Origin of the sequence: Shewanella vaxholmensis (assembly GCF_031932135.1) — a bacterium.
In the GTDB taxonomy this organism is placed as follows: Bacteria; Pseudomonadota; Gammaproteobacteria; order Enterobacterales; family Shewanellaceae; genus Shewanella; species Shewanella hafniensis.
Genome location: NZ_JAUOEV010000010.1, coordinates 99219 through 125612, shown reverse-complemented (window position 1 = coordinate 125612; position 26394 = coordinate 99219). Strand labels below are relative to the sequence as shown.

General features: G+C 45.7%; 25 protein-coding genes. 17 read left to right on the top strand and 8 right to left on the bottom strand.

Going from position 1 to position 26394, the window contains the following annotated elements:
* Positions 1–12 precede the first annotated feature (12 nt).
* Positions 13–642, bottom strand: a complete 630-nt coding sequence (locus tag Q4Q46_RS10930; protein WP_006084162.1) for a response regulator — start codon at positions 640–642, stop codon at positions 13–15.
* Positions 635–2470 (bottom strand): nitrate/nitrite two-component system sensor histidine kinase NarQ, encoded by a 1836-nt coding sequence (gene narQ / locus Q4Q46_RS10925; RefSeq protein ID WP_311905942.1) that lies wholly within the window; start codon positions 2468–2470, stop codon positions 635–637. Before narQ ends, Q4Q46_RS10930 begins: the two co-directional genes overlap by 8 nt.
* A gap of 225 nt (positions 2471–2695) precedes the next feature.
* Between narQ and nrfA the strand changes: the two genes are divergently transcribed.
* Together nrfA and Q4Q46_RS10915 are read left to right on the top strand one after the other, a co-directional pair.
* Positions 2696–4099 carry an ammonia-forming nitrite reductase cytochrome c552 subunit gene (gene nrfA / locus Q4Q46_RS10920; RefSeq protein WP_012090224.1) on the top strand — a complete coding sequence of 468 codons (1404 nt, stop codon included), beginning with the start codon at positions 2696–2698 and terminating at the stop codon, positions 4097–4099.
* 258 nt (positions 4100–4357) lie between these two features.
* On the top strand, positions 4358–5110 hold the full coding sequence (locus Q4Q46_RS10915) for a putative porin (protein ID WP_063881746.1): 753 nt from the start codon (positions 4358–4360) through the stop codon (positions 5108–5110).
* Positions 5111–5191: 81 nt separating this feature from the next.
* Here Q4Q46_RS10915 and Q4Q46_RS10910 read toward each other — a convergent pair whose 3' ends face one another.
* Positions 5192–5734 carry a hydrolase gene (locus tag Q4Q46_RS10910; RefSeq protein WP_220591146.1) on the bottom strand — a complete coding sequence of 181 codons (543 nt, stop codon included), beginning with the start codon at positions 5732–5734 and terminating at the stop codon, positions 5192–5194.
* 343 nt (positions 5735–6077) lie between these two features.
* Between Q4Q46_RS10910 and Q4Q46_RS10905 the strand changes: the two genes are divergently transcribed.
* The 5 genes from Q4Q46_RS10905 (at position 6078) to aroG (ending at position 10985) form a co-directional block, all read left to right on the top strand.
* Positions 6078–6416, top strand: coding sequence for a P-II family nitrogen regulator (locus Q4Q46_RS10905; protein ID WP_028761800.1), 339 nt, complete (start codon positions 6078–6080; stop codon positions 6414–6416).
* 10 nt (positions 6417–6426) lie between these two features.
* Positions 6427–7677: an ammonium transporter AmtB gene (locus tag Q4Q46_RS10900; protein ID WP_311905941.1), complete on the top strand. Its 1251-nt coding sequence runs from the start codon at positions 6427–6429 to the stop codon at positions 7675–7677.
* A 219-nt stretch (positions 7678–7896) separates the two neighbouring features.
* On the top strand, positions 7897–8235 hold the full coding sequence (locus Q4Q46_RS10895) for a hypothetical protein (RefSeq protein ID WP_300478212.1): 339 nt from the start codon (positions 7897–7899) through the stop codon (positions 8233–8235).
* Positions 8236–8362: 127 nt separating this feature from the next.
* On the top strand, positions 8363–9556 hold the full coding sequence (locus Q4Q46_RS10890; RefSeq protein WP_300478214.1) for a tetratricopeptide repeat protein: 1194 nt from the start codon (positions 8363–8365) through the stop codon (positions 9554–9556).
* Between the two features lie 373 nt (positions 9557–9929).
* Positions 9930–10985 (top strand): 3-deoxy-7-phosphoheptulonate synthase AroG, encoded by a 1056-nt coding sequence (aroG, locus tag Q4Q46_RS10885; protein WP_220591144.1) that lies wholly within the window; start codon positions 9930–9932, stop codon positions 10983–10985.
* Between the two features lie 103 nt (positions 10986–11088).
* On the opposite strand, the gene Q4Q46_RS10880 is transcribed toward aroG, so the two are convergent.
* Positions 11089–11265, bottom strand: a complete 177-nt coding sequence (locus Q4Q46_RS10880; protein ID WP_105250227.1) for a hypothetical protein — start codon at positions 11263–11265, stop codon at positions 11089–11091.
* 482 nt (positions 11266–11747) lie between these two features.
* Here Q4Q46_RS10880 and Q4Q46_RS10875 point away from each other — a divergent pair, with 482 nt between their 5' ends.
* Together Q4Q46_RS10875 and Q4Q46_RS10870 are read left to right on the top strand one after the other, a co-directional pair.
* Positions 11748–13544 (top strand): ABCB family ABC transporter ATP-binding protein/permease, encoded by a 1797-nt coding sequence (locus Q4Q46_RS10875; protein ID WP_311905940.1) that lies wholly within the window; start codon positions 11748–11750, stop codon positions 13542–13544.
* 80 nt (positions 13545–13624) lie between these two features.
* Positions 13625–13885, top strand: a complete 261-nt coding sequence (locus tag Q4Q46_RS10870) for a hypothetical protein (protein WP_311905939.1) — start codon at positions 13625–13627, stop codon at positions 13883–13885.
* A 138-nt stretch (positions 13886–14023) separates the two neighbouring features.
* Here the strand turns inward: Q4Q46_RS10870 and Q4Q46_RS10865 are convergent, their stop codons facing one another.
* The 3 genes from Q4Q46_RS10865 to Q4Q46_RS10855 all read right to left on the bottom strand — a co-directional run bounded on the left by Q4Q46_RS10865 (position 14024) and on the right by Q4Q46_RS10855 (position 16504).
* On the bottom strand, positions 14024–14233 hold the full coding sequence (locus Q4Q46_RS10865; protein WP_006084154.1) for a hypothetical protein: 210 nt from the start codon (positions 14231–14233) through the stop codon (positions 14024–14026).
* A gap of 151 nt (positions 14234–14384) precedes the next feature.
* On the bottom strand, positions 14385–15875 hold the full coding sequence (locus tag Q4Q46_RS10860; protein ID WP_311905938.1) for an FMN-binding glutamate synthase family protein: 1491 nt from the start codon (positions 15873–15875) through the stop codon (positions 14385–14387).
* Positions 15876–15886: 11 nt separating this feature from the next.
* A complete protein-coding gene (locus tag Q4Q46_RS10855; RefSeq protein WP_311905937.1) occupies positions 15887–16504 on the bottom strand; it encodes a histidine phosphatase family protein in 618 nt (205 codons plus the stop codon).
* A gap of 225 nt (positions 16505–16729) precedes the next feature.
* On the opposite strand from Q4Q46_RS10855, the gene Q4Q46_RS10850 reads away from it, so the two are divergent.
* From Q4Q46_RS10850 to Q4Q46_RS10840, 3 genes are all read left to right on the top strand, one after another.
* Positions 16730–17356: a DUF5610 domain-containing protein gene (locus Q4Q46_RS10850; RefSeq protein ID WP_311898637.1), complete on the top strand. Its 627-nt coding sequence runs from the start codon at positions 16730–16732 to the stop codon at positions 17354–17356.
* A 113-nt stretch (positions 17357–17469) separates the two neighbouring features.
* Positions 17470–18219 (top strand): ferredoxin--NADP reductase, encoded by a 750-nt coding sequence (locus tag Q4Q46_RS10845; protein ID WP_311898639.1) that lies wholly within the window; start codon positions 17470–17472, stop codon positions 18217–18219.
* Between the two features lie 81 nt (positions 18220–18300).
* Positions 18301–18897 (top strand): glutathione S-transferase N-terminal domain-containing protein, encoded by a 597-nt coding sequence (locus Q4Q46_RS10840; protein WP_106651638.1) that lies wholly within the window; start codon positions 18301–18303, stop codon positions 18895–18897.
* 14 nt (positions 18898–18911) lie between these two features.
* Here Q4Q46_RS10840 and Q4Q46_RS10835 read toward each other — a convergent pair whose 3' ends face one another.
* Positions 18912–19334 carry a hypothetical protein gene (locus Q4Q46_RS10835; RefSeq protein ID WP_014620586.1) on the bottom strand — a complete coding sequence of 141 codons (423 nt, stop codon included), beginning with the start codon at positions 19332–19334 and terminating at the stop codon, positions 18912–18914.
* A gap of 219 nt (positions 19335–19553) precedes the next feature.
* Here Q4Q46_RS10835 and Q4Q46_RS10830 point away from each other — a divergent pair, with 219 nt between their 5' ends.
* The 5 genes from Q4Q46_RS10830 to Q4Q46_RS10810 all read left to right on the top strand — a co-directional run bounded on the left by Q4Q46_RS10830 (position 19554) and on the right by Q4Q46_RS10810 (position 26394).
* Positions 19554–20561 (top strand): Fe(3+) ABC transporter substrate-binding protein, encoded by a 1008-nt coding sequence (locus Q4Q46_RS10830; RefSeq protein ID WP_071939937.1) that lies wholly within the window; start codon positions 19554–19556, stop codon positions 20559–20561.
* A gap of 83 nt (positions 20562–20644) precedes the next feature.
* Positions 20645–22276 (top strand): ABC transporter permease, encoded by a 1632-nt coding sequence (locus Q4Q46_RS10825; protein ID WP_311905936.1) that lies wholly within the window; start codon positions 20645–20647, stop codon positions 22274–22276.
* The gene (locus Q4Q46_RS10820) at positions 22276–23325 is read left to right on the top strand and encodes an ABC transporter ATP-binding protein (RefSeq protein ID WP_311905935.1); all 1050 of its coding nucleotides are present in this window, start codon (positions 22276–22278) and stop codon (positions 23323–23325) included. The genes Q4Q46_RS10825 and Q4Q46_RS10820 overlap by 1 nt, the downstream gene beginning before the upstream one ends.
* 177 nt (positions 23326–23502) lie before the next feature.
* Positions 23503–25215 (top strand): gamma-glutamyltransferase, encoded by a 1713-nt coding sequence (gene ggt, locus Q4Q46_RS10815; RefSeq protein WP_311905934.1) that lies wholly within the window; start codon positions 23503–23505, stop codon positions 25213–25215.
* 243 nt (positions 25216–25458) lie between these two features.
* Entirely contained in the window at positions 25459–26394 is a 936-nt protein-coding gene (locus tag Q4Q46_RS10810; protein ID WP_011845757.1) for a Dyp-type peroxidase, read from the top strand.

Here is a 26394-nt window from a genome sequence, read left to right as displayed (position 1 = left end):
TAAACTCAGGGATTATTGATTAAGGTAGCGCACCGCCATTTCGGTTCTCGACTTGGCATTGGCTTTACGCAGTAGGTTTTTCACATGCACTTTGACTGTGCCTTCACTAATGTGTAAATGCTCTGAAATCATCCTATTACTTAAGCCTTCCGCCAGTTGCTCTAGAATTTGCAGCTCCCTTGGCGTCAGGCTCGAAATCCATTCTTGCTCATCGGTCGCATCTTTTAGCTCGTAGAGGTATTCCTCCACTTCATCGCTGATAACTCTGTGGCCAAGCATGGCATTTTTGAGTTTTTCGAGCAGTAAATCGGGCTCAGTATCTTTGAGCAAATAGCCGTCGGCTCCGGCGCGTAGTAAGCGGATCACATCTTGTTTGGCATCGGAAACTGTGAGTATCACTATGCGCGAGGTGACGCCCTCTTGGCGCATGGCATTGAGCGTATCTAGGCCTGTCATGCCTTTCATATTCAGATCGAGCAAAATAATGTCGGGTTCATCGGTGGCGACGGCGGTTAATGCGTCTAAACCGCCACCAGCTTCACCAAAAAGGCTGAAATCAGGATCTGAGGCAATGAGCTGGCAGATGCCTTTGCGTAACAGGGGATGGTCATCGACCACAAGTACGGAATAAGGTTTACCCATTTGAAGGCTCCTGTTGAGAGGGGAAAATAAGTGTCACTCGAGTACCACTTGAACCTTTGCTGTGCTGCACAAGGTTGAATGAATGGTTAGGCTTGAGTGTATCGTCTTGTTCGTTGCATCCTTGCTCAATCGTGGTTGCCGTAGCAGGTTTAAATCTGCTTATCTCGTTGTCGCTAAATATGACTTTACCTGAAAGTTTGCTGGCTCGCTCATGCATAATCCCTATGCCAAAGTGTTGATCTCGTTCTTTTAAATGTCCAATACCTATGCCGTTATCGCAAACATTGATATTGACCATGCCCTCGTCATCCTTATAACAATGGATATTGATGAGGCTGGCCTCGGCGTGTTTGATGGCGTTTAGAGTCGCTTCTCGCGTGATCTGCAGTATGTGAATATGCTGCTTTGCCTCTAACCATTGTGGTGCAAGTTTATAGTCTAAGGTGATCTTGATATTCGTCTTGGCTCTGAGCTGCTCGAGCATAGCCTCTAGGGCACTTTTTAGATCGGGTTCTTTAATTGTGAGTCTAAAGGTCGACAGCAATTCCCTGAGCTGCACATAGGCAGTGCTCACGCCTTCATTGATTTCGGTTAATTGAGCCTCAATTGTTGGGTTGCGGCAGCTGTGATCTAAGTTTTTGCGTAATAAGCTAATTTGGATCTTAAGGAAGGACAGCACTTGACCTAAGGAGTCGTGTAATTCCCGTGCGATTACGCCGCGTTCCTCCATCAGTGCCAGTTGTTGCCTTTGCTCTGTGGCGTTGTGGATCACGATTGAGCGAGTCAGCATAATCGCGAAATTTTTAAATAGCGCGATATTCGGTGTTTGATCGGCAATCAACTCTAAGTAGCCCAGATTTGCTTGCTCAAATTGTAGCGGGAAACGGGTACTCTCTTGAGTCATATCTGGCCAGCCGCCATCGGCCTCAATCACTTCAAGCTCTTGCTCTGGATACTGGATAATGAGCCTAAGGTAGTCGAGTGACTCATAGCCTTTTAACTGATTTAGTGCCGCTTTGAGCGCTTTGTAATCGAGCTTATTTGCGTTTAATGTCAGTAGGTTATCGTATAAAAATGCCAGCTCATTGTTGGCCCGAGTGAGTGCTAAGGTTTTCTCTGCCACCTGCGACTCTAAATCGCCATAAAGCATAGCGAGTTCCTTGGCGGTTTTTTGCAGGGCATGGGTGAGCGCTGTGAGTTCGATATATTCGGTTTCGGGCATTTCGATTTCAAAATTGCCTTTAGAAATAGTATTCGCCGATTCCATAAGCTTTTGCAGTGGGATTACCACTTTCTTCTTAGTAAAACGCACCGCCACAAAGGCGATAATGAGCATGACGCTTAAGCCTAATATTTGGCTGGCGGCGAGGAGCCTGAGTTTAAAGGCGGCGTGGTGCTCCATCTCCAATACCAGTAAATCTATGGTGTCGACAAAGTCCTTAAGTGACGCCACATAGTCGCGGGAGTTTTCTTGCTCTATGTAGTATTTCATCACCAGCCATTTATCGATCACGAGCTGGTATTGATCGGCAATCTTACGTGGACTAAACCAACTATCTGAAGGCTTTAAGGTATCGGAATAGAGGGTGTTTTCGAATTCGATGATTTTATCGAGCGCAGCATCACTGCCAGAGTTGGCGTAAAACATCAATCGGTAGCTTTGCATCCGCAAAGAACCCGAGGCGTTAATCGCCTTAGCGTCGCCCAAGCTGTAAGACAAATTGATGATAGCAAAGGTCGATAAACTGCTAGAAAGCAGAATGAGTACTAACATTAATCCTAAGATTTTTGAGGTTAGACTGCCTCGTTTCATTAATCCGCTATTCATTTTAATGGCCGCTGTTATGGCACTTTGCAGTGGTTTTTACATTAGAAAATAATGTAATACATTAACAAAAGTATAGAAGTGTGAACAACAACACCTTTACATTTTGATCTAGCGCAAACTTCGACCTAGATACCCCCTAAGAGGTATATGTTTAGCGGGATTAAGTCACTAAGTTTGACCATGGAGATGTCGTGATTTACAACAATAATGCAACACGGAGATGAGATGATGAAGAAGATGACAGGTAAGTCCTTTGCACTAAGTGCACTGGTTGCCGCCAGCTTCATGGCGGCGGGCGCAATGGCGAGTGATAAAACTGAGCCTCGCAACGAAGTTTATAAAGACAAATTTGCTAATCAATACGCTAGCTGGCATGACACAGATAAAAGCACTGAAAATACCGATGTGTTAGCCTCGGACCCGAGCTTAGTCGTGCTGTGGGCAGGTTATGGTTTTGCGAAAGATTACAACGCACCACGTGGCCACATGTATGCCATTACGGATGTGCGTAACACTCTGCGAACTGGCGCACCAGCCAACGCGGAAGATGGTCCAATGCCTATGGCTTGTTGGAGCTGTAAGAGCCCTGATGTACCTCGCTTAATTGAAGAGCAAGGCGAAGATGGTTACTTTAAAGGTAAATGGGCCAAGGGCGGCCCAGAAGTCGTCAATACTATAGGCTGCGGCGACTGCCATGAGAAAGGCACGCCTAAACTGCGTATCTCTCGCCCCTTTGCTGAACGTGGTATGGAAGCATTAGGTACACCGTTTGCCAAAGCGTCTAAAAAAGACAAGCAATCTATGGTCTGCGGTCAGTGTCACGTTGAATACTATTTCGAGAAAAAAGAAGGCAGAAAAGGTTTCGTTAAATTCCCTTGGGATATGGGCACAACCGTTGAGCAAATGGAAACCTATTACGACGGTATTGAGTTCTCCGACTGGACGCATGCGCTGTCTAAAACCCCTATGTTAAAAGCGCAGCACCCTGGTTATGAAACTTGGAAACTCGGTGTTCATGGTAAGAACGATGTGAGCTGTGTTGATTGTCACATGCCAAAAGTGACTAACGACAAGGGTCGTAAGTACACAGATCATAAAGTGGGTAACCCATTTGATCGTTTTGAAGAAACCTGCGCGACGTGCCACAGCCAAAGTAAAGAGTTCTTAGTCGGCTTGACCAACGAACGTAAAGCGAAAGTAAAAGAGCTTAAAGGCCGCGCCGAAGCACAACTGGTGAAAGCGCACTTTGAAGCCGCAGCCGCTTGGAAAGCGGGTGCAACTGAAGCGGAAATGAAGCCTATTCTAACCGATATCCGTCATTCACAATGGCGTTGGGACTATGCGATTGCTTCACACGGCGCTGCTGCTCACGCTCCTGAAGAAGTCTTACGTATTTTAGGTACCGCGGTAGATAAAGCGGCTGATGCGCGGGTTAAATTAGCGCAACTGTTGGCGAAAAAAGGCATCACAGATCCTGTCGCTATCCCTGATATTTCGACTAAAGCTAAGGCACAAGCCGCTTTAGGTATGGACATGGAAAAAATGAATGCTGAGAAAGAAGCATTTAAGAAGGACATGTTACCTAAGTGGGATGAAGAAGCGAAAAAACGCGAAGCCACTTATAAATAATACTTAAGTAGACTTCAAAATAATAAAAAGCTCCTGTATAAGGAGCTTTTTTTATATCCTTTATTAAAGGATAAATATTAAGTTTTTATTTCAATTCTATATTTTTTGCATTAAGGTGTGCGCCGCTAGGAGAGCAGGTTCGTTTAAATAAAAAATTTAAATGGATATTAATGATAATGGAATAAGCAATGCTGAGATTGTTTCTTCGTTATCTTCATCTTTTACTCCTAGCTTATAATCATATAAGGGAATACTTTGATGAAAAAAATTACCGCGCTTGCAATATTATTAGGTTTCGTAAGTGTTAATGCCGCTGCTGCACAAGATAACTCATTTCAGCATGAAGCAGGCCTAAAATATAGCGCAAATTCTGAAGAGTTCAGCGATGGTCTGTGGAACGCGAATTATCGTTACTACATTAGCCCAGTTGACCAAACTAAAGGTCCTTATGCGCTTAATGGATTTTTAGCTCAAACGTCTAATGTTGGCGTTAATTACAGCAATTATGATGAATCAGATTTAGATACCATTGGTGTTGATGGCACTTATGTATTTGCTTCTAAATGGTTTATTGCTGCTAACTATCAACGTTCTGAAATCGGCAGTTTTGACTGGAACACTTACGGTGCAGAAGTCGGTTATTACTTCAACGATAGCTCTGCAGTATCTGCTTTCTATAACGATGGCAGCGATAGCATCGAAGAATCATACGGTTTAAAAGTGCGTAGCTTTATTGCACTGCAATCAACCACTGGTGTTGATTTGAGCGCAAACTGGACACATCAAGATTCTGACGACACATTCAATTTAGGTGCTGATTGGTATGTGACTAAATCATGGTCTGTTGGTCTAGGTTATACTGATGATGGTCATGATGATACTTTCGTATTAAAAACCGCTTATTGGTTACGTCTATCTGATAGCTTCTCTGCAAACTTTGAATTAGCTAGAGAATTAGATTCCGATGCTGATGGTGTATTTATTGGTTTAGGTCTGACTGGTCGTTTCTAATTTAATAATTGTAACGATATTTTAATATAAAGGTCACAAGTTAATGTGACCTTTATTATTTTACCCTAAATAAATTTAAGACTATTTTATCAGTTTTAATAATGCCCTAAAGCGCTCGCCTTGGGCCTGATGTTGTAATTCAAATAATAGTGATTCAACGTTCGTTAATAAGGCGCCTCTGGCTGTCATCATCTGAATACCCAGTTGTTTATTCTCAGCACTGCGTGACGAGACGCCGTCTGCGACGAGATGCACCGAATATTGCTGCTCTATAAGGTCACAACAGGTTTGATAAACACACACATGGGTTTCAATGCCCGCCAGTATGACGTGTTTACGATTTGTCTTAGTGAGTGCCTGCGCAAACTCTTCACAGTGCCAACCGCTAAAATGTTGCTTGGCAATGGGGGAGCCGGTTTTCTCTAGCAAGGTTTGAAGCTCAGGACTGGTTGCTCCGAGCTTATCGGGTAGCTGTTCTAACCATAGTATGGGTATTTCAAATAATTGTGCACCTTGGATTAAGGTCTGTAGTTGTTGGTGCAGCTTGTCACTGTTATCCATGATTTGTGCAAGTTTTCCCTGCACATCGACGATAACGAGAACACATTCTTCGGGTTTTAACATCGGGCCTTCCTTCTGCGCTTGATGATTGTCTTAGTGATGATCTTCGCTTTTGTCTAAGAGCTTGTGCTGTGATGCTCAGATTTCATCTCGATTTACGCTTCCCCAGTAGACCCCAATTTAACCTTGTTACCAATAGGCCTAAGGTCGAATAGCTGTTGCACTTAAACTGCTCACTAAAAGAGTGCGTTGCACTTGTTTGTGCTCGATCATGGTGCATTTTTAACCTTTAAAAATAACCTTGTTTAGTTAAAGTTTAAAATAATCAGTAAGTTAAATTGTTGGCCTAATGATTGAATTACCTTTGATACAAATTAATAACAATCGCGTTTTTTTGGAGGTCAGGATGAAACTAGTCAGCGCTATCATCAAGCCATTTAAGTTGGATGATGTCCGTGAAGCTATCGCCGGAATAGGTATTGAAGGCATGACGGTGACCGAAGTTAAAGGTTTTGGCCGTCAAAAAGGGCACACAGAGCTGTATCGTGGCGCCGAGTATCAGGTGGATTTTTTGCCAAAAGTAAAACTAGAAATTGCCACTAAGGCTGAAAATCTCGACATGTTGATTGAGGCCATCACCACGGCGGCTCATACGGGGAAAATTGGCGACGGTAAGATCTTCGTCGTCGACTTAGAACATGCTATCCGTATCCGTACGGGTGAACTCGATACAGAAGCGCTATAAGGGGCTGATAATGGAAGAATTAACAAAACTAGGTGGCACAGTCACTGAACTACGCTTTGCACTCGATACCTTTTACTTTTTGATCTCAGGTGCTTTGGTAATGTGGATGGCAGCGGGATTTGCCATGTTAGAAGCGGGCTTAGTTCGCTCTAAAAACACCACTGAAATTTTAACTAAGAACGTGGTTTTGTACGCGATTGCCTGTGTGATGTACCTATTGGTTGGCTACAACATTATGTATGTCGATAACACTGAAGGAGGCTGGCTACCATCGATTGGTACCTTAATCGGTTCTCAATCATCGGATGCGAGCCATGCATTAGAATCTGACTTTTTCTTCCAAGTGGTGTTTGTGGCAACGGCGATGTCAATTGTCTCTGGCGCCGTGGCGGAACGGATGAAGTTATGGGCTTTCCTATTCTTCTCTGTGGTAATGACTGCAGTTATCTATCCAGTAGAAGGGTATTGGACTTGGGGCCAAGGTTTTATCGCAAAACTGGGCTTTGTGGACTTTGCCGGTAGCGGTATTGTGCACATGACTGGTGCGACTGCAGCGATTGCGGGGGTATTATTGCTTGGTGCACGTAAGGGTAAATATGGCCCTAACGGTCAAGTGAATCCTATCCCAGGCTCTAATTTGCCGATGGCAACCTTAGGTATGTTTATTCTGTGGATGGGCTGGTTTGGCTTCAACGGTGGCTCGCAATTAATGGTGTCGGATGCGGCGAATGCGAGCTCAGTGGCAAAAGTGTTCGTAAATACTAATACTGCGGCTGCATTTGGTGCTATCTCTGCGCTTATCGTGTGTAAGATGATTTGGGGTAAAGCGGATTTAACTATGATCCTCAACGGGATCCTAGCGGGCTTAGTGGCGATTACGGCAGATCCGCTATCACCTTCACTGTTAATGGCGGGCGTGATTGGTGTGGTTGCTGGTGGTTTAGTGGTGTTCTCTATTGTAGGCTTAGATCGCATTAAGATCGATGATCCAGTGGGCGCGATTTCAGTACACGGCGTGGCGGGTTTTCTTGGGTTAATGTGTGTGCCATTATCCAACGCTGATGCGACTATTACTGGGCAGTTGACCGGTGCAGCCTTCATCTTTACTTGGGTATTCTGTTCATCCTTTGTGGTTTGGTATGCGATTAAGAAAACCATGGGGATCCGTGTGACTGAGGAAGAAGAATACAATGGTATGGATGCGTCTGATTGTGGTATCGATGCTTACCCAGAGTTTGTTACGGTTAAAAGTGCTGGTTAAGTAAACTGGCGAATGAATGGTGATTCAACTTGATGCCTAGCGTGGTTCGAGGGATAGTAAAGCAGAGCTTAGGCTCTGCTTTTTTATGGGGCTTGGTCATGGGTTAAGCTCAAGGCGGTTTAGAGTGGGGCTTAAGCAGGCTGCCGTGCATTACCTTACAGCATGATTTACCTACACTATTTACCTGCACCATTTACTGCACGAATAAAGGAGTGAACTATGAGCTTAAATGCCACAGCAGTCGGTCAATTTACGCGACTCAGTCTTATCGTTATTGCTGGCTTGATATCAGTATCTGCCTTTGCAGGGGAAATCATAGTTAACCGCTCGAGTGAGCCTGTCGATGCCTTTGCTGTGCGTGATCAAGTGCTCAAGGATTTTGAGTGGCAGGAGTCGCTTCGTCGTCAACAGCAGATCCAAATTCTGCAGGCTTTACCCTTAGGTTGTATTACTGTGATGAAGCCCTATCGCTATTTTACCTGTGGGGAGCATAACTATCGGCCATACCATTACCAGCAGCGTGAGCTATACATAGAGGTTGATCAACCTTCGCAGTAACTAACGTGTTAAATCACTTATAGTTATTTTTTAACGATAGCGATTGTCATTTTTTGTAACCATTTTATGTCGTCTTTTTCGCCATTTGTAATAAGCTCAAATAGGAGCTAATGGTGTGGGAGGACATATGTCAAAACTATTCCGAGCCGTATACCTGAGTGCCATAATGGGCACTGTACTCAGTCAGTTGGTTGCCTGTAGCTCGACGACCATCGCGCCTGATCCGTCTGATCTTGAGTCGCTACTTGCCGATTCATTGTTTACCCCTGTCGCCGATATTCCTTCCGTTGCGGATATTTTTTATCTGCCGCCTGAGGTGGTAACAGATGTAAAGCGTAGCTATGACAAATATACTTTTTCCCATAATAACGCCATGTTAGCCAACGAATGGTTAGCCAGTTATATCAATGCCAGCCAAACCAATAGCGCTAAAATTGATTTTCGCTACCAAGATAACCTGACCCAAATTGCCCGTGAAACCTACGCCCAAAGGGCAGGGAATTGCATGTCCTTAGTGGTCATGACTTCTGCGTTGGCGGATATATTGAATGTGGGCGCTGAGTATCAAGATATCGCTATTGAACCCATATGGGACAAGCAAGGGGATTTCTATTTAATCAATGGTCATGTGAACTTACGCTTACTTCCGCCCGAGAATTTACATTCAGTCTATGTGTCATCCGCAGCAATCTTAGTGGACTTCATGCCCGAGCGCGCCCTACGAGGGTATGGTAAGACCCGAGTGAATAAGCAAACCTTGATCAGCATGTTTTACAATAACATGGCGGCAGAGTCTTTAGTGAATGGCGATTTAGATAGGGCCTATGCCCTTATCAAAGCGGGTTTAAATGTCGGTCAGTTTGTCCCCTCACTCAATACGCTCGCCATTATTTATCGGCATAAAGGGGATGAGAAACGGGCCGAACAAGTGTATCGCTATGCGCTTAAGTTTGAGGCGAAAAATTTAACCACGCTTTATAACTTAGCCTTGATTTTAGGGGATCAGGGCCGGCTTGATGAATGGGCTGAAATCAATAAAGTGCTTGAATTAGCAAGGATACGTAATCCTTATTATTACTATGATATGGCGCAGCAAGCCTTCGATGAACATCAATACGACGAGGCTTTAGCATGGTATCAAAGGGCGTTGGCCAAAGCTGATTATCGGCATGAATTCTTCTTCGGTTTATCAAAAACCTATTGGGCGCTGGGGGATGAAAAGCGTGCCAAACTGAATATGGAAAAAGCGCTAGCTTTGAGCCGTGATGATTCAGAGCGTCATCGCTATCAAAACAAGTTACAAGTCATGCTGCACCATTAGTATTGGCTTGCTTTAGCATCCAGTTCTCTTGCATAGAGAACTGGATCAATTGCACTCATTCAAGCGTTTAGTCGTTAATACCTTAGCTGACAGGCATGGATAGCTCACTCGTACTTGCCGCAATCATTCCCCGCTTGCTTTTTATCCGCCATATTCGATTTTGTTCATTAAGGCTGTGAGTTAGCTGGCATATTTGAATTTTGATTTTTTTAAAATATATTAAAACAATAAGTTATATTTGATTTTTTGAAATGGAGACAACTTGGTTGCATTGGCGCTTGAGACTCGATAAATTGAACTCAGTATTGCAGTTGAGATCCCTTATCGCAGCGATAGAAATAGCCTAAAACACCAGAGTTGGAGCAGTAAAATTATGTATTACCAAAATGATGACGTTCGCATTAAAGAAGTAAAAGAGTTACTTCCTCCTATCGCGATTCTAGAACGATTTCCTGCTTCCGAAAAAGCCTCTGCGACTGTGTTTAATGCGCGAAATAGTATCCACAATATTCTGGCTAAGTCTGATGATCGCCTGTTAGTGGTAATTGGACCTTGTTCTATCCACGATCCCAAAGCGGCGTTGGAATATGGTCAGCGTCTGGTTACGCTGCGTGAGCAGTATAAAGATCAACTCGAAATCGTGATGCGAGTGTATTTTGAAAAGCCAAGAACCACAGTAGGTTGGAAGGGGCTGATTAACGATCCTTACATGGATAACAGCTTTAAACTCAATGATGGTTTACGTACTGCGCGTAAGTTGTTAGTGGACTTGAACGACAGCGGTATGCCAACCGCGGGTGAGTTTCTTGACATGATCACCCCGCAATATATGGCAGATTTAATGTGCTGGGGAGCCATTGGCGCCCGAACAACTGAGTCACAAGTGCACAGAGAGCTAGCCTCTGGTCTTTCTTGTCCGGTCGGTTTTAAAAATGGGACCGATGGCACCATTAAAGTCGCTATCGATGCGATAGGTGCTGCCAATGCACCGCACCATTTTTTGTCTGTGACTAAGTTAGGCCATTCGGCGATCGTTTCGACCAAAGGGAATCCTGATTGCCACATTATTTTACGTGGCGGCCGTGAGCCTAATTACAGTGCGCCGCATGTCGCTGAAATTAGCCAGCAGTTATTAAAAGCTCAGCTTGCTGACAACATTATGATCGACTTTAGCCATGCCAATAGTAGTAAAGAGTACCAACGTCAATTAGTGGTGGCTGAGGATGTGGCAGGTCAAGTGGCGACGGGGAATACTGCTATTTTTGGCGTTATGGTCGAAAGCCATTTAGTGGAAGGTCGTCAGGATTTAATTGAAGGCCAAGAGCTGTGTTATGGTCAGAGTATTACCGATGCATGTATCGGTTGGGATGATACCGAGCGCCTGTTGGCCATTTTGAATCAGAGTATTATCGAACGCCGTCAGGTTTAATTATCTGTACGTGCGAACATAAACCGCAACTATATCTGAATTAGTCGTTAACGATTGCGGGTAAAGTAAAAACAAAGGCGCTATCCCGGCGCCTTTGTTTTATCTATTTATTGCTTATTTCAACAATGTATTCATTTGCTTTGGCTAAGCTACCAAAGGCGGCAATAAGGTTGTTTCTACCTTTATCTTGTATCTCTGGATTGCCTGATTCGATCATCATCCACACCCAAGTTTGGATCAGTGGTAATGGCGGGTATTGAACTTTAGCGGAATCCAACATAAAGCTTCCTTTGATCTTATTTAATTTATTTGTCTTAATGTTCTCGCTAGAGCTTGGGCGTATGAATCGCCAAATCTAGCGCGTAGAGGTTAACAAATTCTATCGATTTGTATAACCGCCTCCATGGCATTTTGGGCAAAACTGCTAAAATAATCAACAGCAGCAAGGTTGAGCTAAGCTTTTCCCATAGCAAACTTGTCTTCTGTCATACGGCGCAGAGGTCAAGTCAAACGCAAGCTATCGGTATTTATACCAGCACAGAAATCAGTATAAATTCATTTATTATGAATATGCCAGTGTAATACGTAAGTATGACAGCTTGGCTTTTCATCGGATCAGAATAGCTGTGCATTGTGTCGTGAATAAGTCTATTTGTCTGTCAGAAAAATCTGATTGATTTTATTCAAGCTTTGCTCATTTCGTTTAGCTTAAGTCTGGTTTGTACTGTTACAATTGACATAACTCATTCAAGGTTATGTCCTATGCGCCCAACGTTATATTTTGAAGGTCCAGTCGATAAATTAAACTGGCACGTCATGAAGCTGCTTTGGCCTTACTTATTGGAATACAAAGGTCGGATTGCGTTGGCGATGTCCTGCCTCATCATCGCTAAGTTGACCAGCGTGGCTCTGCCTTTTATTTTAAAGCATTTGGTTGATACCTTAGACGCTGATAAAACCGCGCAAGCCCTTAGTGTGCCCGTGGGATTAGTGTTGGCCTATGGTGCGATTCGTTTACTGACGGCGATTACGGGGGAGATCCGCGATACCTTGTTTGGTCGGGTGACTGAGCGGGCGATCCGCCGTTTAGGCTTAGCGGTATTCGACCATTTACACCGACTTGATCTCGATTTTCATCTAGAGCGCAAAACCGGCGGTCTATCCCGTGATATTGAGCGCGGCACCAGTGGCGTGAGTTTCCTCATGCGGTTTATGGTGTTCAACATAGTGCCGACCTTGCTCGAAATTGTAATGGTGATTGGCATTTTCTTCTATAACTACGGCATTGCGTTTGCGGCAATCACTTTTGTTGCTGTGTTGGCCTACATCATATTCTCTGTGGTTGCGACCGAATGGCGCACTGAGTACGTACGTGATGCCGCCAAGGCTGACTCTTTATCAAATACCCGGGCGATTGATAGTTTGCTGAACTACGAAACCGTTAAGTATTTCAATAATGAAAAGTATGAGTCGCAGCGCTACGATCAAGCGCTAGAACAGTGGGAAGTCGCTAAACGTAAAAACCGCTTATCTTTGTTTGCGCTTAATGGCGGACAAGCTGTGATTATCGCTCTGGCGATGACAGCTATGATGGCGCTGGCGGCTTACCGAGTCACCTATGGCGATATGACCTTAGGTGATTTTGTGTTGATTAATGCGTTTATGATGCAGCTCTTTTTACCCCTTAACTTTTTAGGTTTCGTGTATCGCGAAATTCGCGGCGCCTTAGCCAATATTGAACGTATGTTTAGCCTGCTCGATAAACATCCCATGATAGTCGACTCAGCCCAAGCACTCGATTTTCAGCCCACCAAGGGCGAGCTGGTATTTGAAAATGTGAATTTCAGCTACGACGAGCGGCAAATTTTGCGGGACGTGAGTTTTAAGGTTGCTGCGGGAAAAAAAGTGGCCGTAGTCGGTGATAGTGGTGCCGGTAAATCAACGCTGATTAAACTGCTATTTCGATTTTACGATGTGGACCAAGGCGCGATTAAAATCGATGGACAAGATATCCGTCATTTGACGCAAGATGCGCTGCGACGGGCCATCGCTATCGTGCCGCAGGATACTGTGCTGTTTAACGATTCATTAGTTGAGAACATACGCTATGGCCGCCCAAGCGCGACGGATGAAGAGGTGCGCAACGCAATTAAATTAGCGCACTTAGAGCAATTTATTACATCACTTGCCCTTGGGTGGGATACAAAGGTGGGTGAACGCGGCTTAAAGCTCTCTGGCGGAGAAAAACAGCGGGTTGCGATAGCCAGAGCCATTTTAAAGGGCTCGCCCGTGCTAGTGTTTGATGAGGCAACATCCTCACTCGATAGCCGCTCCGAGCAAGCGATTTTGTCGGCACTGCGGGAAGTCGCTAAAGGGCATACCAGCCTTGTGGTGGCACATCGATTATCTACGATTGTCGATGCTGACCAAATCGTTGTATTGAGCCAAGGTGAAATTGTTGAGCAAGGTAATCATCAGACTTTGCTATTGGCAAATGGTCTATATGCCAAATTATGGCGGATACAAAATGAGCAGCAACATACTCCTCTGAGCAGTTAATAGCGCAATACAGTTCAGTCTTTATTCAGCTTTGGCTCTCTATACTCAAATGCCAACACATCAATCGGAAGAGATCTGGCATGGAAAATATTGCACTGAGAGTTAACATTGAAGGCAAAGAAGAAAAAGTTGCCACTGATTGGGATGCCATCATGGCGACATTGAAAAAACGTGGTGTTGATTATGATTCGCTGCAACGTATTCATGCTGAATTGAATGCGGGCCTACTGGTGACGACTCGGTGTCTTACTTTGGCTAAGGTCAATCCAGAGATGGTACTTGCGGGCGTGATCCGCGATATGCATGTGCCGACAAGTGACTATATGATGAGCATGCGCTAAACATCATAGAAAATGCGTTAGAAAGTCAGCGTTTGATGAGAATGTGGGAGGGTAGTGGTGAGCAACTATTCTCGATGCTCAAGGAAGAGTCATTTTGCTTTAACGCTTTATATCTTGTTTAAGACCAATAGTGCCGAATTAAGCTACGCCATTCAGCTTGCCAGCTTTCCAACCTTCGCATAAAAGATTCAATTTAGGCGCTGACTCATCGATCAAGGTGAGTCGAATGATCTGTCCTTCACGAAAACACACAAGCTCGCCTTCGATCTCAGTCAGGCGATTACAGCTCTTACAGCTCGTGCTTACAGTTTTACTGGCGGGCAGTTGGCTTACGAAGCTAGATTTCAAAGTGTTTCCTTAAGTTCAATTGTGGGTAAGGTATTTGAATAACGCCTCACCTCACGGATCTTACCTCTTTTGTGATACGCATTCAAATATACCTTATGTAAAACTCATATAGACAAAAGTTGTACTGGCTAATCACCGCAAGGGTTTGCGGCTATTTATCCATGTGCGAATAGAATTTGTCGAGTGAGATAGATAAACCGCTATCGAGCACAATTCGTACATGTGAAGGCTTAAGTTGTCTTGGCTCTGTCACACCGCAAGAGTGCGCGATTAGCCCTAAGTCATGGTGTAAATTATGATTATAGTTAGCGACCCGCGTCGATTTATCCCTAGGATTTAGCCCTTGTTGAAGTTTTGGATTGTGCGTAGTGATACCCGTTGGACAGGTATCTTTATTACATTGCAAGGCTTGAATACAGCCGAGGGCGAACATGTTGCCACGGGCCGATGCGATAAAGTCAGCACCTAATGCCAAAGCCCAAGCGACTCTAGATGGGGCGATAAGTTTGCCCGAGGCGATGACTTTGATACGTTTACGCAAGCCTCGTTGGATCAAGATATTGACTAGGATAGGTAAGCTTTCTTTCAGCGGTAATCCGACATAATCCATTAACGGTTGCGGCGCTGCGCCCGTGCCGCCATCGGCGCTGTCTAAGGTGAAAAAGTCGGGGGCTGAGTCTTCGCCGCGGCGTTCAATTTCATCACATAAATCTTCCAGCCATTGTACTTCACCGAGTACGGCTTTAATGCCAGTAGGTTTACCTGTAACTTCACGTACTCGTTCGACCATATCCAAAATGTCGTTCACTGACTTAAATTCGATATGGCCATTGGGGCTGATTGAGTCGTGTCCCTCAGGAATGCCGCGAATATGGGCAATTTCAGCATTCACTTTAATACCGGGTAAAATGCCACCTTTGCCTGGTTTTGCCCCTTGGCTCATTTTGATTTCGAACATTTTGACTTCTGGATGAATCGCTATCGCTTTCAGTTTTTCATCATCTAAATGCCCTTGTTCATTGCGAACGCCGTATTTGGCCGTTCCAATTTGAAAGACGAGATCGCAACCGCCTTTGAGATGATAAGGACTCAAGCCACCTTCACCCGTATTAAGCCAGCAACCCGCCTGCGCTGCGCCATGGGAAAGGGCGGTGATAGCTGGGCGCGATAGGGCGCCAAAACTCATGGCTGAAATATGGCAAATGGCTTGAGTGGTATAAGGTTGACGACAGTGAGTGCCAATCGTCAGCGGATGAATAGGAGTAATATCTTCATCTTGGGTCGGGAAGGCGGTATTCATAAACATGATAGTACCGGCAGTATCCAAGGGGCGAGTCGAACCAAAGGCTATGGTTCTATCAACATTTTTAGCGGCGCGGTAAACCCAGCTGCGTTCAGCACGGTTGAAGGGCAATTCTTCCCTGTCTTGGGCGAAAAAGTATTGCCTGAAAAACTCACCTTGTTTTTCGAACAGATATCGAAAACGACCAATCACGGGATAGTTATGCCTTACTGCTTGTTTAGTCTGCATTTTATCTGCGATATACATGTAAATAACGGCGAGTACTGCGAAGCCGATGACGATCAAAAATAGTCCTGAAAATAGATCGAGTCCCCACATAAACCAATTGAGTTCACTCATGTCATTTATCCTTATTCTTGTCCGTAACGGGTGGCGATCAAGCTCGCGGGTTGGCCATCATTGAGAGAGAGCAAAAACAGCTGGCTGTAGTCCTCTTCGCCGATTGTTTGGACCTCAGGTCCACCAAGGGCTTTGATGATTAATGGCACTGTGTTTGAATGACCAGCGATGAGCGTATTACCTCGTACCGCATGCACTTGTTCGACAATCAGCTGAATATGTTCTTCGATAGGTTTGGCTGCCTCGACTATCGTCACGGGCAAATGGCGAGCCTCGGCGATAGGCGCGAGTGTTTGCTGGGTTCGCTGGTATTGAGTCGCGATGAGTTGCGACAATGGCGTGCGGTTCAAGGCGGTGATCAGTGACGTTGCGCGCATTTCCCCCTTGGGCGATAACTGTGGGTCATTGGCTGGCGTGTCGGCTTTTTCGGCATGTCTGACTAAAATAATCAGCCTGTTTTCAGCATGGGCTTGGCTAATCGGGGCGAGGCTGAGGCAAGTTAAGATAATAAGACCGGTGAGCAAACTAAGGCGTTTGATATTGATGCTCGTATAGTGCTCAATAGTGCACTTAAGCATTTGTGTAAACACGTGAAAGCGGAAATGACTCAAATTGCGGCCTGCTGCCATGGTGTAACATCCTTTTCTATTGGCTTATCTCTAAGCTCGACGATAGTAATGATCTGCATGCGGGTGGATGGCGCTTTATGCACTTTATACAGAATAAACCCACTCAATTTATGCGGGCCTTATCATGACCTTGTGGTCACGATGGTACTTCAATTCTAAAAATTACTAAAGCTGGTTAAATTTTGGTCGATAATAAAGTCGACCCGAATTGAATGGATAGTCATCATGGAAATCAATAAACCCTCTCAAGTGCAAAGTACCCCTTTGCCGCAGAAAAAATATGCTGAAAATACGGCGCCTAAGGGTACCGAAGTGAGTGATTCGAAGGACGCGAAAACCACCGAAGTGACCTCGAAACAAACCGCGCAGCAAACGAGTAAGCAGCTGATGAATCAAGCGATTTTATCGGCACAGCAAGATGTGAATATCAAGTCAGGCGATCAGTCTATGATCTTGCTTTATCGCGCTGCGATAGAGTCGATTAATAAAGAGTTAGCGCCTACTATGGGCGAGAACGCGATTCAAACTGCTTACGATAATGGCGTAGATACATCGCCAGAAGCGACTGCAGATCGTATCGTGAGTTTTGCGACGCAGTTTTTTAGCATTCACCAGCAACAAAATTCGGGTATGAGCTTAGATGAGCAACTCGATAGCTTTATGGGAATTATTGGTGGTGCAATTGATAACGGCTTTAAAGAAGCGAAAGACATTCTGTCTGGCCTTAGAGTCTTGCAGGGGGATATTGCCGATGGTGTCGATAAAACCTATGGTTTAGTGCAAGAGGGACTACAGGCCTTTAGAGATAGTTTTAATAAGAAGACAGATGAGACACAATCGAGTGCCAGTTAACGCTCTGTTGTTTTCGGTTCTATCGCCATAAGCCCCTTATCATAAGGGGTTTTTGTTATGCGGAAAAAAGTCTATGCTGGAAGCCTATTTAACGTTTCGCTTGAGGGTACGCTATGTGGACTAGGGGACAAGTTATAGAACGTATTGATTGGAGCGATAAGTTATTTTCATTGCGCATCGCCGCCGAGTTAGCCCCATTTATTCCTGGCCAGTTTATCAAGTTAAGTCAAATGCAAGATGATAAGCGTGTTGCCAGAGCATACTCCTTAGTCAATTCTCCCGATAAACCCTATGCCGAAGTGCTCGCAGTCGCGGTAGAGGACGGCCTGTTATCGCCGCAATTGCAAAACCTTGGCATAGGCGATGAAATTGAAATTACCTCAACCGCGACTGGTTTTATGACCTTAGTGGAAATTCCTAAGGGTGGACTTCAAGGCAAGCACTTATGGTTTTTGGCTACAGGTACAGCGGTAGGGCCATTTTTGTCTATGCTCGACACCCATGAACCTTGGGAGCGTTTCGAAAAAGTCGTACTTGTGTATGGCGTGCGCGAGGCGCAGGATTTGGCGTATCTTGATAAGCTGCGTGAGTTAGAACGCACATACCCAGCACAGTTTACATTAGTCTTGAGTGTGACCCGTGAACCCTTTGCCGATGCGTTGCAGTGTCGTATACCCGAGGGCCTGGTCTCGGGTGAGATTGAAAAAAAGGCAGGAGTAACCTTAAGTGCTGCTGATTCCCAAGTTATGATTTGTGGCAATCCCGGAATGATCAATGGCGCGCAAAGCGCCTTACTCGATAAGGGATTAGTGAAGAATTTACGTCGTGCTCCCGGACAAATTACCGTAGAGAAATATTGGTGATCCCATTTTATATGGGTGGGAGCAAGCCGTTTTCGCTCCTAAATAGCCATAGCGTTTAATGCAAATATAAGGAAATTTTTGATGAAGTTGTTAAGTTCTCAAGCTTCACCCTACGCCCGTTGTGTTAGAGCCTTAATCCAGTATTTAGGAATTAACAATATTGAAGAGCAGCTAGTCAATCCCTTTGAAAACAGTGCCGAATTACTCGATGCTAACCCGCTAGGACAGATCCCGTGTCTCATCACTAACGATGGCGTGGCGTTATTCGATAGCGAAGTGATTATGCGCTACCTAGATGCTGAGCTTGGCGATCGTAAGATGTTTGGCATCTCAAGTCATAACTGGGTGTTGGAGTGTCAATATTCTTTGATAAAAGGCTTAATCGATAGCGCGGTGAAATTACGCCAAGAGCAGATGCGTGAAGATGAAGGCGTGAGATCGGCTTTTTGGACGGCTCGCTTTGAACAAGCATTGCTGCGTGGTCTTATGCAGGTTGAACTGCAAACCGTCATCACCCAAACCACGATTCAGGCACCGCAATTAGCCTTGATTTGCTTGCTTGATTATGTGGACTTTAGACATCCAGAGTTAGATTGGCGCAAGGTTGCCCCTGCGACGGCACTTTGGTTTAGTGAGATGCGTAATCTCCCCGCGTTTATCCAAACCCGTCCCCAATAACTGGATGGAGATGCTCAGCCATCGGTTGCGCGTCTTCCCTTTGGTCTATCACGGCGGTTTTGTTCTCCAAAAGCGCCGAATAAATCCCGCGTGACCCCGTATTCGACTCTGCGATCATTCCCTATTTGACGCCTATCTTCATGGTGTTGATAGCGGCATTGGCAGTGGGTCATAGTGCATTCTTCCATCGGGATTTCCGGCGCATCCTTCGATAGAAAACGTTTTCCAGAGAATGTTTCAACTTGCTTACAGCAACTGCCGTCATTCACTATGCTTACACTGTGAAAATGATGGGCTTGTGATGCATGCGGCTTAGTCCCGTCGGCGTGTTGATTGACAGCTTTAGCATAGTGTTTATGCCGCTTGTGGCCAGTGTTGAGTTTAAATAAGCCAAATAGCGCCACTGCGACTACGCCTAGCAGCAAAACAGTTAACATAACGCCTCCTAAAAGCATTTTAAGCAAATTAAGGTTCAGTTTAGTTTGATTTGAGATAATCACCAGTTTTGAGTTTAAACTAATTAAAAACAAAAAGTTAAATAGACTCTTGCCCTCCACTTATCTATCTATTACTCTTGCGCAACTGATAAGCATTATCATTAATGCAGCCATGTTCACACTCGCTGAACACGTCATCACTTTGGGGAGAAATCGGTAATGAAATGGGTAACTTGCGCAGCAGTAGTTGGGTTAATGTCGGTTGGGCATTCGGCGAATGCTGATGATAAATTAACAGTTTATTCTTATCGCCAAGCCTTCTTGGTGGAGCCTATCCTGACGCGTTTCACCGAAGAAACCGGCATAGGTGTGAATTTGGTTTTTGCAAAAGACGGCATTGCCGAGCGTCTCGCCCGTGAAGGTCGTTTATCCCCAGCAGATTTGGTGCTGACCTCTGATTTCTCACGTCTGGTTGAATTAGTCGATAAAGATCTGACTTCACCGGTTAAAAATACCCAACTCGAAAGCAATATTCCTGCCCAGTATCGCGATCCTGACGGCCAGTGGTACGCCCTGACCATGCGAGTGCGAAATCTCTATACGGCGAAAGATCGTTTAGGGCCGCAGCAAATTACCTATGAAGAACTCGCCGACCCTAAATACAAAGGCAAAATCTGTACCCGCAGTGGTAAGCATCCATACAACATAGCGTTAGTGGCATCTATGATTGCCCATCACGGTGAAGCTGAGGCGAAAACTTGGTTGGCAGGCGTGAAGAGTAACTTAGCGCGCAAGCCACAGGGTAATGATAGAGCCCAAGTGAAAGCGGTAAAAGAAGGCTTATGTGATATCGCCATCGGCAACAGCTATTATTACGGCAACATGATGCAAGACCCAGAGCAAAAAAGCTGGGCTGAAGCGGTGACGATTAACTTCCCGAACCAAGCCGATCGCGGTGCCCATGTGAACGTGTCTGGTATGGTATTAACCCGTCATGCACCGAATAAAGCCAATGCGATCAAATTGATGGAATTCTTATCAGCCGATGTGGCTCAAAAGGCTTATGCCGATGTGAATATGGAATATCCGGTGAAAGCCGATGTGGCACCTTCAACCTTAGTGGCTTCATGGGGCGAGTTTAAGTCGGATCAATTGCCTATTTTTAAACTGGCCGAATATCACCAAGCGGCGGTTAAGTTATTAGATGAAGTGCAGTTTGATCTCTAGCATTTTGCTTTAAGTGCGAGTGAAAAATTGCAGATTAGGTTATCAGCGCCATTGATTGGCGCTGTGACTTTTTAAGGATTGACATGATTTTAGGATTAGCCAGAAGCTGGTCGCTTGCTGGTTATGCGCTCGCCACCATACTGGTGTTGCCACTGGTTGCACTGATATTGCAAGCTTTGCAGCCTGACGAAGCAGTGTTTGGCCACTTGATGGCAACGGTTCTACCGACTTATATTATCAACAGTTTATTGTTGATCTTTTGGGTGAGTTTGGGCGCGTTATTACTTGCGTTACCCTGTGCTTGGTTGATGGCTCGCTGTGAATTTGTCGGCAGGCGTTATTTGCAATGGGCGCTATTACTGCCCCTCGCTATGCCGGGATATATTGTTGCCTACGTTTATACCGATTTGCTCGATTATGCGGGGCCAGTGCAGCGCAGCTTGAGAACGATTTTTAGCTGGAGTTCACCGCAGGATTATTTCTTCCCCGATATTCGCACCTTAGGCGGCGCGGCGTGCATGTTGTCGCTGGTGTTATTTCCCTATATTTATCTCTTGGCGCGTACCGCCTTTATGGAGCAATCCTTAAGTTTGGCCCATGCTTCGCGCATTATGGGCTGTTCGCCGTGGCAGAGTTTTTGGCGGCTTTCTTTGCCTATGGCAAGGCCTGCACTTGCGGTTGGCGTGGCTTTGGTGGCGATGGAAACCGCCGCCGATTTTGCGACGGTTAACTATTTTGCTGTGCCAACCTTAACCACGGCCGTATACGACACTTGGTTGGGTTATGGCAATCTGACCGCCGCCGCTAAGTTGTCGGCGATTATCTTGCTGGTGGTGTTTAGCTTGATTGGATTTGAGCGTTTCGCCCGTCGCAAACAGCAGCTATTCCAAAAGCAATCGCGCATCCAAGCCAGTGATTTGTATCGACTCTCGACAGTGCAAACCGCAGTTGCACTGAGCTTTTGTGCCACTCTGCTGCTATTAGCCTTTTTGTTGCCCTTTGGGATTCTATTGTCCTATGCCATTGGTTATTTTGAACAAAGCTGGGATGAGAGCTTTTGGCAGTTAAGCCTTAACAGTCTCAGCCTTGCGCTGATCACTAGCTTCATCTGTTGCTTAATCGCTTTGCTGCTCATGTTTGTACGCCGGATAAGCCCAAGACCCAGTGATGCCTTGCCCTCACGTTTAGCCTCGACGGGTTATGCCTTGCCCGGCACTGTGCTCGCTATCGGCGTATTAGTGCCGCTCACTATGCTCGATTTTGCGATTAACGATCTGGCGGATCTGCTTGGTTTAGACGGCCCAGGACTTATTTTGACGGGCAGCGTAGTGGCGTTGATTTTTGCCTTTTGCGTACGTTTTGTGGCAATTGCTATCGGCAGCGTTGAAAGTAGCTATAAACGCATCTCGCCATCGCTGGACATGGTGAGCCTGACTATGGGGCAAGGTCCGCGGCAGTTGCTGCAAAGAGTGCATTTACCTCTACTTGGTAAGGGATTGTTTGCGGGCGCGTTATTGGTGTTTATCGAAAGCATGAAGGAACTGCCCGCAGCATTATTACTGCGACCTATCGGCTTTGAAAACCTTGCAACCTATGTTTTCCAGTTTGTGTCCGATGAAAAACTCGAGCACGGCGCCTTAGCCGCGATTGTCATTGTACTGGTGGGCTTAGTGCCGCTGATTTGTTTAAACCGTTCATTGGAGCAACACAGCTGATGACAAACACGCTCAAACTTATGCAAGTTCATAGCGATTATCAGGGCCAGCAAGTACTCAAAGGTTTGAGTTTGACCCTCGACCAAGGGGAAATCCTTGCGCTGTTAGGCCCCAGCGGTTGCGGCAAGACCACACTGTTGCGGGCGGTTGCGGGCTTACAGGCGATTAGCCAAGGTGAAATTCAGATCAATGGCCGCGTAGTGAGTGGCGATAGCCAGTTTGTGCCTAGCGAACAGCGCGGTATCGGCATGATTTTCCAAGACTATGCGCTTTTCCCCCATTTAACTGTGGCGGAGAATATCCTTTTTGGCGTGGCTAAATTGTCGGCCGCCGAGCGTCAGGCACGGTTGGATGACATGCTAACCTTAGTCAAACTCGAAGGCTTAGCTCAGCGTTATCCCCATGAGTTATCTGGCGGCCAGCAGCAGCGCGTCTCGATTGCGCGGGCACTTGCCTATGAGCCGCAGTTATTACTGCTCGATGAGCCTTTTTCTAATATCGATGCCCAAGTGCGCTACGAGATGATGGCAGAAATTCGCAGTATTTTAAAACAGCGTAATGTCAGCGCGGTATTTGTTACCCACAGTAAGGATGAAGCCTTTGTATTTGCTGATACTTTGGCGATTTTTAATCAAGGCATTATAGTGCAGCATGGCAGCGCCGAAGCCTTATACGCCGCGCCAAACAGCCGTTATGTGGCGGACTTTTTAGGTAGCGGTAATTACTTACCCGCCGCAGTGCTCGATGGACACAGAGTTGCCACTCCTATCGGCCATTTAACCAGCCTTACGCCATTAGGGTTGCCGAGCGAGTTCAGCTGTTCGGTATTTTTGCGCCCGCAGCAATTGACGCTCAGCGCCGATGAGCAAGGTGTAGGTACGATCACAGAGCGGCGTTTCTTAGGCGCCTTTTGTCATTACTGGGTCAAAATTGAAGCCGCTTCTCACGCTTATTATGTCGAAGTGCGAAGCCAAATGATGCAGCTCACTATCGGCCAAAAAGTCGGGGTAACGACAGAGCCGCACTCGCTGGTGCTATTTGAATCTTAGGCATATTAATATTGTGCAGAGCAAATCTAAGCGGTCAGGTATTAATGCCACGGCGATAAGCTATCACCAACTTAAGTACGACATTTTTGCTTACGTTTAACTTGGGCCTATGCGGTATTGGTTGGTGATATTTTCGACCATCCTTGTTACCTTAATTTCTCCAGAGTGGGAGGAATTATGATAAAAACAATAAAATCAATTTGTACCTTAGTGACAGTGGCGACGGCAATATCGTCTTCAGGAGTGATGGCCATGGATAGGATCACGGGTAAAGCCTTTGCGACGCGCTCAGAAGTGTATGCCACCCATGGAATGGCGGCGACCAGTCAACCACTCGCCACACAAGTCGCTATTGATATACTCAAGCAGGGCGGTAGTGCGGTCGATGCGGCGATTGCCGCGAATGCCATGCTAGGGTTAGTCGAACCAACGGGTTCGGGTGTTGGTGGTGACTTATTTGCCATCGTCTGGAGCGCGAAAGATAAACGCCTCTATGGTCTTAACGCTTCGGGCCGCAGTCCAAAATCCTTAAGTTTAGAAAAGCTTAAATCCCTCGGCTTAGACTATTTGCCGCCGCTTGGGCCTTTGCCTGTTTCTGTGCCCGGCGCGGTGGATGGTTGGTATGAACTGCATAATAAGTTCGGCAAATTAGCTATGGCCGATAATCTTGCGCCCGCAATCCATTACGCCCGTGATGGTTTCCCTGTGTCCGAACTCATCGCCTATTACCTTGAGGGGAGTGGTAAAAAACTCGCTAAATTCCCCGGTTTTAAAGAAACCTATATGCCTAATGGCAAGATGCCAGCGGTGGGCGAAATCTTTAAAAACCCAGCGCTTGCTAATACCTATGAGAAAATTGCCAAGGGTGGCCGCGATGCTTTCTATAAAGGCGATATCGCCAAAAGTATCGATAAGTACATGAAATCCCAAGGTGGTTATTTAAGTTATGATGACTTAGCGAGCCATACTAGCGAATGGATAGATCCGGTTTCGGTGAACTACCGTGGTTACGATGTATGGGAACTGCCGCCCAATGGTCAAGGCATTGCGGCGCTGCAAATCCTAAAAACCATAGAGCCCTTCGATGTCGCTGCTATGGGCTTTAATAGCCCCGAATATGTACATTTATTTGTCGAAGCGAAAAAACTCGCCTTTGCTGACAGAGCTAAGTTTTATGCCGACATGACCTTTAATAAAGTGCCGGTTAACGAGTTGATTTCGCAGCAATACAATTATGATCGCGCTAAGTTAATCGATCCCAATAAAGCGGCCAAGAGTGTCGATGCGGGTAATCCAGCGTTGCAACATGGCGATACTGTGTACCTGACCACCGCTGATAAAGATGGCAACATGGTGTCACTCATTCAAAGTAACTACCGTGGTATGGGTTCAGGGATGACGCCGCCGGATCTCGGTTTTGTGCTGCAAGATCGTGGGCAAATGTTTGATTTAACGGAAGGGCGTTTTAATACCTACGCACCGGGCAAGCGTCCTTTTCATACTATCATTCCCGCTTTTGTGACCAAAGACGGTAAACCTTGGCTTAGCTTTGGGGTGATGGGCGGCGCGACTCAACCACAAATGCACGCACAGATTGTAATGAACCTGATTGATTTTAAAATGAACTTGCAAGAAGCGGGCGATGCCCCCAGAATTTTGCATATGGGTTCAACCGAGCCCACCGGCGAAGTGATGAATGATGGCGGCTATGTCAGTCTGGAATCGGGCTTCCCTGTGGAAACACGCCGTGAGCTTATCAAGAAAGGTCATGTGCTGCGTGATGGACTTGGGGATTTTGGCGGCTATCAAGCTATTGGATTTAATACTGAAACGGGCGTGTATCGTGGCGCTTCTGAGAGCCGTAAAGATGGTCATGCCGCCGGTTATTAACTTCAGCGTCACGCTAAGGTAAGCTTGAGGTAGAGTAAGCTTTGCTTCATTTATTCGATTAAACTGAATGACGAGACTTTCCAGTCTCGTCATTTTTACATTAGGGATCTTGGGCGTGATATTGCTACCTAATGAGCATTATCATGATAAACCAGAACAAACTGTGCGTTAGTTAATGTCATTTTCAGGTAAAGTTGCGGATAATATTGCCGAAAATGAATTTAGAAAAAGGGTGATAACCAAATGGATATTCAAAATATGCCGCGTGAACAGTTGGGTGTGTGTGCCGAGGGGAACTTACACAGTGTCTATTTGATGTTTAATGCCAATGACAATGTCGAGTCGCAATTACGTCCCTGTCTTGCCAACGTTGCGCAGTATATTTATGAGCTGACAGATCAATACTCTGACAGTGCATTCAATGGTTTTGTGGGGATTGGCGCTAATTATTGGGATAGCCTCTACCCCAATGCTCGCCCTGAAATGCTCAAGCCTTTCCCTGCTATGCAAGTCGGCAGCCGCGAAGCGCCGGCCATTGAATATGATTTGTTCGTGCATATCCGCTGCGACCGTTACGATATTCTGCATTTAGTCGCCAATGAAATCAGCCAAATGTTTGAAGACTTAGTGGAACTAGTCGATGAAGAACGTGGCTTTAGATTTATGGATAGCCGCGATTTAACCGGCTTTGTCGATGGCACCGAAAACCCTAAGGGGCGTCACCGTCAAGAAGTCGCTCTGGTTGGCGATGAAGATCCTGAGTTTAGGGGCGGCAGCTATATTCACGTGCAAAAGTATGCCCATAACTTGAGTAAATGGCATAGATTGCCGGTTAAAAAACAAGAAGATATTATCGGTCGCACTAAGCAAGATAATATCGAGTATGAGTCAGAGGATAAGCCACTGACCAGCCATATCAAGCGGGTGAATCTTAAAGATGCGAATGGTCAGTCGATGGAGATCCTGCGCCAGAGCATGCCCTATGGTTCGCTGAAGGAGCAGGGATTGATGTTTATCTCTAACTGCCGTACGCCGGAGCATTTTGAAAAAATGCTGCATAGCATGATGTTTGGTGATGGCGAAGGTAACCATGATCACTTGATGCATTTTACCAAGGCGATGACAGGCTCATCCTTCTTTGCCCCCGCATTGGATTTTATGTTGCAATTCGACGAATAA

Excerpts from the sequence above, each read along its gene's own strand:
- Q4Q46_RS10930 (WP_006084162.1), bottom strand. The coding sequence starts at position 642 with ATGGGTAAACCTTATTCCGTACTTGTGGTCGATGACCATCCCCTGTTA.
- narQ (WP_311905942.1), bottom strand. The coding sequence starts at position 2,470 with ATGAATAGCGGATTAATGAAACGAGGCAGTCTAACCTCAAAAATCTTA.
- nrfA (WP_012090224.1), top strand. The coding sequence starts at position 2,696 with ATGATGAAGAAGATGACAGGTAAGTCCTTTGCACTAAGTGCACTGGTT.
- Q4Q46_RS10915 (WP_063881746.1), top strand. The coding sequence starts at position 4,358 with ATGAAAAAAATTACCGCGCTTGCAATATTATTAGGTTTCGTAAGTGTT.
- Q4Q46_RS10910 (WP_220591146.1), bottom strand. The coding sequence starts at position 5,734 with ATGTTAAAACCCGAAGAATGTGTTCTCGTTATCGTCGATGTGCAGGGA.
- Q4Q46_RS10905 (WP_028761800.1), top strand. The coding sequence starts at position 6,078 with ATGAAACTAGTCAGCGCTATCATCAAGCCATTTAAGTTGGATGATGTC.
- Q4Q46_RS10900 (WP_311905941.1), top strand. The coding sequence starts at position 6,427 with ATGGAAGAATTAACAAAACTAGGTGGCACAGTCACTGAACTACGCTTT.
- Q4Q46_RS10895 (WP_300478212.1), top strand. The coding sequence starts at position 7,897 with ATGAGCTTAAATGCCACAGCAGTCGGTCAATTTACGCGACTCAGTCTT.
- Q4Q46_RS10890 (WP_300478214.1), top strand. The coding sequence starts at position 8,363 with ATGTCAAAACTATTCCGAGCCGTATACCTGAGTGCCATAATGGGCACT.
- aroG (WP_220591144.1), top strand. The coding sequence starts at position 9,930 with ATGTATTACCAAAATGATGACGTTCGCATTAAAGAAGTAAAAGAGTTA.
- Q4Q46_RS10880 (WP_105250227.1), bottom strand. The coding sequence starts at position 11,265 with ATGTTGGATTCCGCTAAAGTTCAATACCCGCCATTACCACTGATCCAA.
- Q4Q46_RS10875 (WP_311905940.1), top strand. The coding sequence starts at position 11,748 with ATGCGCCCAACGTTATATTTTGAAGGTCCAGTCGATAAATTAAACTGG.
- Q4Q46_RS10870 (WP_311905939.1), top strand. The coding sequence starts at position 13,625 with ATGGAAAATATTGCACTGAGAGTTAACATTGAAGGCAAAGAAGAAAAA.
- Q4Q46_RS10860 (WP_311905938.1), bottom strand. The coding sequence starts at position 15,875 with ATGAGTGAACTCAATTGGTTTATGTGGGGACTCGATCTATTTTCAGGA.
- Q4Q46_RS10855 (WP_311905937.1), bottom strand. The coding sequence starts at position 16,504 with ATGGCAGCAGGCCGCAATTTGAGTCATTTCCGCTTTCACGTGTTTACA.
- Q4Q46_RS10850 (WP_311898637.1), top strand. The coding sequence starts at position 16,730 with ATGGAAATCAATAAACCCTCTCAAGTGCAAAGTACCCCTTTGCCGCAG.
- Q4Q46_RS10845 (WP_311898639.1), top strand. The coding sequence starts at position 17,470 with ATGTGGACTAGGGGACAAGTTATAGAACGTATTGATTGGAGCGATAAG.
- Q4Q46_RS10840 (WP_106651638.1), top strand. The coding sequence starts at position 18,301 with ATGAAGTTGTTAAGTTCTCAAGCTTCACCCTACGCCCGTTGTGTTAGA.
- Q4Q46_RS10835 (WP_014620586.1), bottom strand. The coding sequence starts at position 19,334 with ATGTTAACTGTTTTGCTGCTAGGCGTAGTCGCAGTGGCGCTATTTGGC.
- Q4Q46_RS10830 (WP_071939937.1), top strand. The coding sequence starts at position 19,554 with ATGAAATGGGTAACTTGCGCAGCAGTAGTTGGGTTAATGTCGGTTGGG.
- Q4Q46_RS10825 (WP_311905936.1), top strand. The coding sequence starts at position 20,645 with ATGATTTTAGGATTAGCCAGAAGCTGGTCGCTTGCTGGTTATGCGCTC.
- Q4Q46_RS10820 (WP_311905935.1), top strand. The coding sequence starts at position 22,276 with ATGACAAACACGCTCAAACTTATGCAAGTTCATAGCGATTATCAGGGC.
- ggt (WP_311905934.1), top strand. The coding sequence starts at position 23,503 with ATGATAAAAACAATAAAATCAATTTGTACCTTAGTGACAGTGGCGACG.
- Q4Q46_RS10810 (WP_011845757.1), top strand. The coding sequence starts at position 25,459 with ATGGATATTCAAAATATGCCGCGTGAACAGTTGGGTGTGTGTGCCGAG.